Source organism: Actinomadura logoneensis (assembly GCF_003428695.1).
Classification (GTDB): Bacteria; Actinomycetota; Actinomycetes; order Streptosporangiales; family Streptosporangiaceae; genus Spirillospora; species Spirillospora logoneensis.
In genome coordinates this window covers 1-5,131 of record NZ_QURH01000842.1, presented here as the reverse complement: position 1 = coordinate 5,131, position 5,131 = coordinate 1, and the positions used below count along the sequence as shown (strand labels likewise).

Below are 5,131 nucleotides of genomic sequence, written 5' to 3'. Positions count from 1 at the left end.
CGGGCGGCGCGGGTCGGACGGCGCGGCCGGACGCGGGTCAGGCGCCGCGGGCGGCGCGGCGGGCCCGGCGCTCCTCGCGGCGGGTCTCGAACTTGGTGGCGGCGGTGTCCAGGCCCCCCATGAACTCCGCCAGCTCCTCGCGCGCCTTCTCGCCGTCCCCGCTCAGGTCGGCGCGGTCGAACACGCCCCACTTGCGCAGCACCGGGACCAGGACGTCGTCGTGGTGCAGGCGCAGGTCGTAGATCCCCGCGTTCGCGATGATCACCGACTTGCGCAGGAAGCCGTCGATGCTGTGCCCCGGCATCTGGAACCCCTTGACCACGTCGGTGACGGCCCGCATGGTCTCGTTGGGCGCGAGGTCGAACGCCGCGCCGAGCAGGTTCCGGTAGAAGACCATGTGCAGGTTCTCGTCCGCCGCCACGCGGGCGAGCATCTGGTCGCAGATCGGATCGCCGGAGGCCTTGCCGGTGTTGCGGTGCGAGACGCGGGTGGCGAGCTCCTGGAACGACACGTACGCCACGCCGTGCAGGAACGAGTCGCCGTGGTCGGCCTCGTAGCCGACCTCCATGTGCTTCATGCGCGCCCGCTCCAGCGCGACCGGGTCGACGGCGCGGGTGACCGAGAGGTAGTCGCGCAGCACGATGCCGTGCCGGTTCTCCTCGGCCGTCCACCGGTTGACCCAGGTGCCCCAGGCGCCGTCGCGGCCGAAGACGTCGGCGATCGCGCGGTGGTAGCCCGGCAGGTTGTCCTCGGTGAGCAGGTTGACGATCAGCGACTCGCGCGCCTCCTCGCTGAGCCTGGAGTCGCCCGGCTCCCAGCCCTCGCCGCCGAGCGGACCGTCGTAGTCGCGGCCCTGGCTCCACGGCACGTACTGGTGCGGGAACCACTCCTTGGCCACCCCGAGATGCCGGTTGAGCTCGGTCTCGACGACCGGTTCGAGGTCGATGAGGAGCCGGATCTGGTGCTTGTTCTCGGGCGTCACGGTCATGCGGTTCCTTCGCTGGACGGAGGGCGGCCGAGGGCTCGCGCCCGCCCGGACGAGGGGTGGCCCTCGGGGGCGGCGCGCGACGCCGCGGGGAACGGCCGGGGTCCGCGGCCCACTGGGCGGACCACGAACCTACGTAAGCGTAGGTTCGATCGTCGCGAGCGTGTCCGGGCCACGTCAAGGCACTCCCGTCACAAGGAGCGCGGCGGAATTCTTGTGGGAAGTGATGAAACTCGGGCGCGCGCCGGGGGCCGGACGTCCGGCGGCGGCTACAGGGAGTCAGCGGCCTGCTTCCAGAGGCGATGGGCCGCCGCGCGCAGGAGGGGGCGGGGCAGCACCTTGAGCGCGGGCATCGCCGCCTTGTACCGCAGGCCGGGGACGCAGAGGGCCCGGCCCAGTTCCACGGCGTCCAGGCCCGCCCGCGCGACGTCCTCGCGGCGCAGCCACAGGGGATGCGGGTCGTGGGCCTCGTCGGTGCGGGTGAAGCCGGGGCAGAGCGCGGTGACGTGGACGCCCCGTCCGGCGACCTCGGCGTGCAGGCTCTCCGAGAAGGACGCCACGTACGCCTTGGTCGCGCCGTAGGTGGCGCCGCCGGGCGACGGCGCGAACCCCGACATGGACGCGACGTTCAGCACCCCGCCCCGTCCGCGCGCGAGCATGCCGGGCAGCGCGGCGTGGGTCAGCCGCACGAGCGCGTTGACGTTCAGCTCGATCTCGCGGAGCTGGTCGTCGAGCGCGAGGTCGGCGAACGTCCCGAACGCGCCGTACCCGGCGTTGTTGACCAGCAGGTCCACGGGGTCGTGGCGGAGCCTGCGCGCCACCTCGTCCCGGTCGCCGGGGTCGGTGAGGTCGGCGGCGATCACCTCGACCGCGACCCGGTACCGCTCGACCAGCTCGCGCGCCAGCGCGTCCAGCCGGTCCGCCCGGCGGGCGACGACGACCAGGTCGGCCCCGCGCGCGGCCAGCTCCCGCGCGAAACTCTCGCCGATCCCGCTGGACGCGCCCGTGACGAGGGCGGTTCGGTACGCCTGCCGCATGGCGGGTGATGCTAGCCCCTCCCCCGCGCACGGCGAGGCGCTTCGCCCCGGCCGCACCCCGGAGGCGAATGAGACCGGTTCGGTCGCGCCTCGGGGACATCTCGGGGCAAACCCCATACGATCACGTACCCCAGTCCACGAGCGCGACGGGTGTCCCAGTGCGAACGGAAGAACGGATCGGCCCCTACCGGGTGCTCGAAGAGCTCGGAGTGGGCGGCATGGGCGAGGTGAGCCTCGCCCTGGACGAGCACGGCCGCGCCGTGGCCGTGAAGGTCCTGCATCCGGCCGTCGCGCGCGACGAGGTCGCCCGCAAGCGCCTCGAACGCGAGGTCGCCACCATGCGCCGGGTGCGCGGCCCGTTCGTCGCCGAACTCCTGGACGCCGACTTCACCGCGCACCGCCCCTACATCGTCACCCGCTACGTCCAGGGCCGGACGCTGGACGAGGTGCTGCGCGAGCGGGGGCCGCTGCGCGGGGCGGCGCTGCGGCGCTGCGCGCGGGGGCTCGCGCGGTCGCTGGTCGCGATCCACGAGGGCGGCGTGGTCCACCGCGACCTCAAACCCGGCAACGTCATGCTCGTGGACGGCGACCCGGTCGTCATCGACTTCGGCCTCGCGCACGTCCTGGACGCGACCCGCCTGACCCTCACCGGCACCGCCATCGGCACCCCCGGCTACCTCGCGCCCGAGGTCCTGGACGGCGAACGCGCCACCCCGGCGTCCGACGTGTTCTCCTGGGGCGCGTCCGTGGTGCACGCGGCGACCGGGCGCCCGCCCTTCGGGTCCGGGCCGGCGGCGGCCATCTGCTCCCGGATCCTGCGCGGACGCGCGGACCTGACGGGCGTCCCCCGCGACCTGCTCCCGGCGGTCCGCGCGGCGCTCGCCGTGGACCCGGCGGACCGTCCCACGGCGATCGAACTGCTCCCCCTGCTGCGCCCCACCCCGCCCGACGCGCCCACCGAGCAGTTCCCGGTCCCGGTCCGTCCGCCCGCGCTCCCTCCCGCCGCCCTCGCCGACGCTCCCGCCGAGGAACCCGAGGACGAGACGCGTGCGCAGGAGGCCGATCCTTCGCACGCGCAGGAGCCGCCGGACAAACCGCTGGGCGACAAGCCGGGGAAGGGGGACGGCGCCCGCCGGCAGGGCGGCGCGCGTCCGCGCAGGCTGCGCGGCGCGGTCGGGGCGCTCATGCTGGCCGTCCTCCCCGGGACGGCCCTGGCCGTGCCGGTGCTGACGTCGGCCGCGTGCCTGCTCTGGTTCTTCGCCGTCTACGCGCGCCGCGCCCTGCGGCGGATGCGGCTGCGCATCACGAGCGCACGGGGCGGACGCGCCGCCCGGTTCCGGGCGGGAGTCGCGGCCCTCATCGCCGTCCCGCTCGAAGTGATCATCCGGATGGGGTCGCTGACAGTGGCGGGGGCGGGGATGTACGCCGCCCTCTTCGCGCTCGTCCGGCTGACCCCGGCGTCCGGGCGCGCGGCGGAGATGGCGCTGGGTTTCCTGGCCGCGACCGTCGTGACCCTGCGGTGCCGCTACAACACGTCGGCGGCCCTATGGCTGAGGCTGCTGCTGCCCCTGGCCGCCATAGGGCTGCTCGTCGCCGCGGCGCTGTACGTCCACCCGGCCGTGTGGTGGCCGCTGCCGCCGATCTGGCCTAGCGACCAGTGAACCGGGCCTTGCCCGGCCCCTCGTCCATGAAGCTCTTCATGCCATTGTGCTGGTCCTCCGTGGCGAACAGCGCGGAGAACCGGGTGCGCTCGATCTCCAGGCCGCTCTCCAGGTCCACCTCGATGCCCGAGTCGATGGCCTCCTTGGCGGCGCGCAGCGCCAGCGCGGGTCCGCCGACGAACGTCGCGGCCCACTTCCTGGCCTCGGCGTAGACCTCGCCGTCCGGAACGACCCGGTCCACCAGGCCCATGGCCAGCGCCTCGTCCGCGCGCACGTGCCGTCCGGAGAAGATCAGGTCCTTGGCCCTGGCGGGGCCGACCAGCCGCGCGAGGCGCTGGGTGCCGCCCGCGCCGGGGATGATCCCGAGCTGGATCTCCGGCTGCCCCACCTTCGCGCCCTCGCCCGCGACGCGGAAGTCGGCCGTCAGCGCGACCTCCAGGCCGCCGCCGAGCGCGTAGCCGGTGATCGCCGCGATGACCGGCTTCGGGATCGCCGCGAGCTCGCGGGTGAAGTCCTGCAGCAGCCGGGACGGGCCGCCCGACATCTCCGCGTACGACAGCGGGGCCATCTCCTTGATGTCGGCCCCGGCGGCGAACACCCGCTCCCCGCCGTACAGGACGACGGCGGCGACCTCCGGGTCCTCGCCCACCTGGCGCGCCGCCTCGACCAGCTCGCGCTGCATCACCGCGTTGAGGGCGTTCATCTTCGGCCGGTCCAGCCGGATCGTCGCCACGCCGTCCTCGACCTCGACACGCACGAACTCGCCCACAAGCGCCTCCAACTCTCCCTTGAGCAACAACGCCCCGAGCCTAATCTCCCGGCGTCGTCCACAGATCGGCGGACCGGGGCCGGGTGTCGGGGGCCGCTGGTAGCTTCGGTGGTCGTCGCAGGAATCGGGTGGGCTGGGGGAACGTCGTCATGCTGGTCGCGCACGGCACCTGGCACGGCGGGGCGCTGTGCCTGTGGGCGGAGCGGAGCGGCCCGCACACGCCCGCCGCCGGGGAGGCGCACCCGTTCGCGACCCGCGACTTCACCGGCACGTCCTACGAGCCGCTGGTGAAGGGCGCGATGCGGATCGAGCTGGCCATGGCGCTGCCCAGCCGCGGCGACCGTCCGCTGCCGTCGGCCGAGCTCGGCCCCGAGCCGTTCGACGGGACGCCCGAGCTGCGGTCCTGGCGGGTGCCCGCGCTCGTCCTGGAGCCGTTCCCGGCGATGGCGCTGCTTCAGGCCGCCGAGCACAGCGGTGACGTCGTCCCGGGCTCCGACCTGCGCTTCCTCTGCCTGGTCGCGGACGAGGCGGTCCGGCTCGCCGGGCGCGGCCACGTCCTGCCCGCCCTGCTGCGCGAGGACGGCGACCTCGTCGCGCGCTGGCGTCCGGTGGTCGACGAGCCCGCCCGCTTCCGCGACCTCGCGCGCGCCATGCCCGCCGCGTGCCGCGCCGCCGAGGG

Annotated in this window: 4 protein-coding genes and 1 pseudogene; 2 read left to right on the top strand and 3 right to left on the bottom strand. The window is 74.6% G+C overall.

Annotated features, from left to right (window positions below):
* Nucleotides 1-37: 37 nt before the first annotated feature.
* The gene (locus DZF91_RS28655) at nucleotides 38-988 is read right to left on the bottom strand and encodes an acyl-ACP desaturase (protein WP_117360236.1); all 951 of its coding nucleotides are present in this window, start codon (nucleotides 986-988) and stop codon (nucleotides 38-40) included.
* Nucleotides 989-1,254: 266 nt separating this feature from the next.
* The gene (locus DZF91_RS28650) at nucleotides 1,255-2,022 is read right to left on the bottom strand and encodes an SDR family NAD(P)-dependent oxidoreductase (RefSeq protein ID WP_117360235.1); all 768 of its coding nucleotides are present in this window, start codon (nucleotides 2,020-2,022) and stop codon (nucleotides 1,255-1,257) included.
* 158 nt (nucleotides 2,023-2,180) lie between these two features.
* Between DZF91_RS28650 and DZF91_RS28645 the strand changes: the two genes are divergently transcribed.
* Nucleotides 2,181-3,683: a serine/threonine-protein kinase gene (locus DZF91_RS28645; RefSeq protein ID WP_158588070.1), complete on the top strand. Its 1,503-nt coding sequence runs from the start codon at nucleotides 2,181-2,183 to the stop codon at nucleotides 3,681-3,683.
* Here the strand turns inward: DZF91_RS28645 and DZF91_RS28640 are convergent.
* Entirely contained in the window at nucleotides 3,670-4,452 is a 783-nt protein-coding gene (locus tag DZF91_RS28640) for an enoyl-CoA hydratase/isomerase family protein (protein ID WP_117360233.1), read from the bottom strand. The two genes, DZF91_RS28645 and DZF91_RS28640, sit on opposite strands and share 14 nt — an antisense overlap.
* 128 nt (nucleotides 4,453-4,580) lie before the next feature.
* Here DZF91_RS28640 and DZF91_RS28635 point away from each other — a divergent pair.
* A pseudogene (locus tag DZF91_RS28635) lies at nucleotides 4,581-5,131 on the top strand (ATP-dependent helicase); the annotation flags it as partial.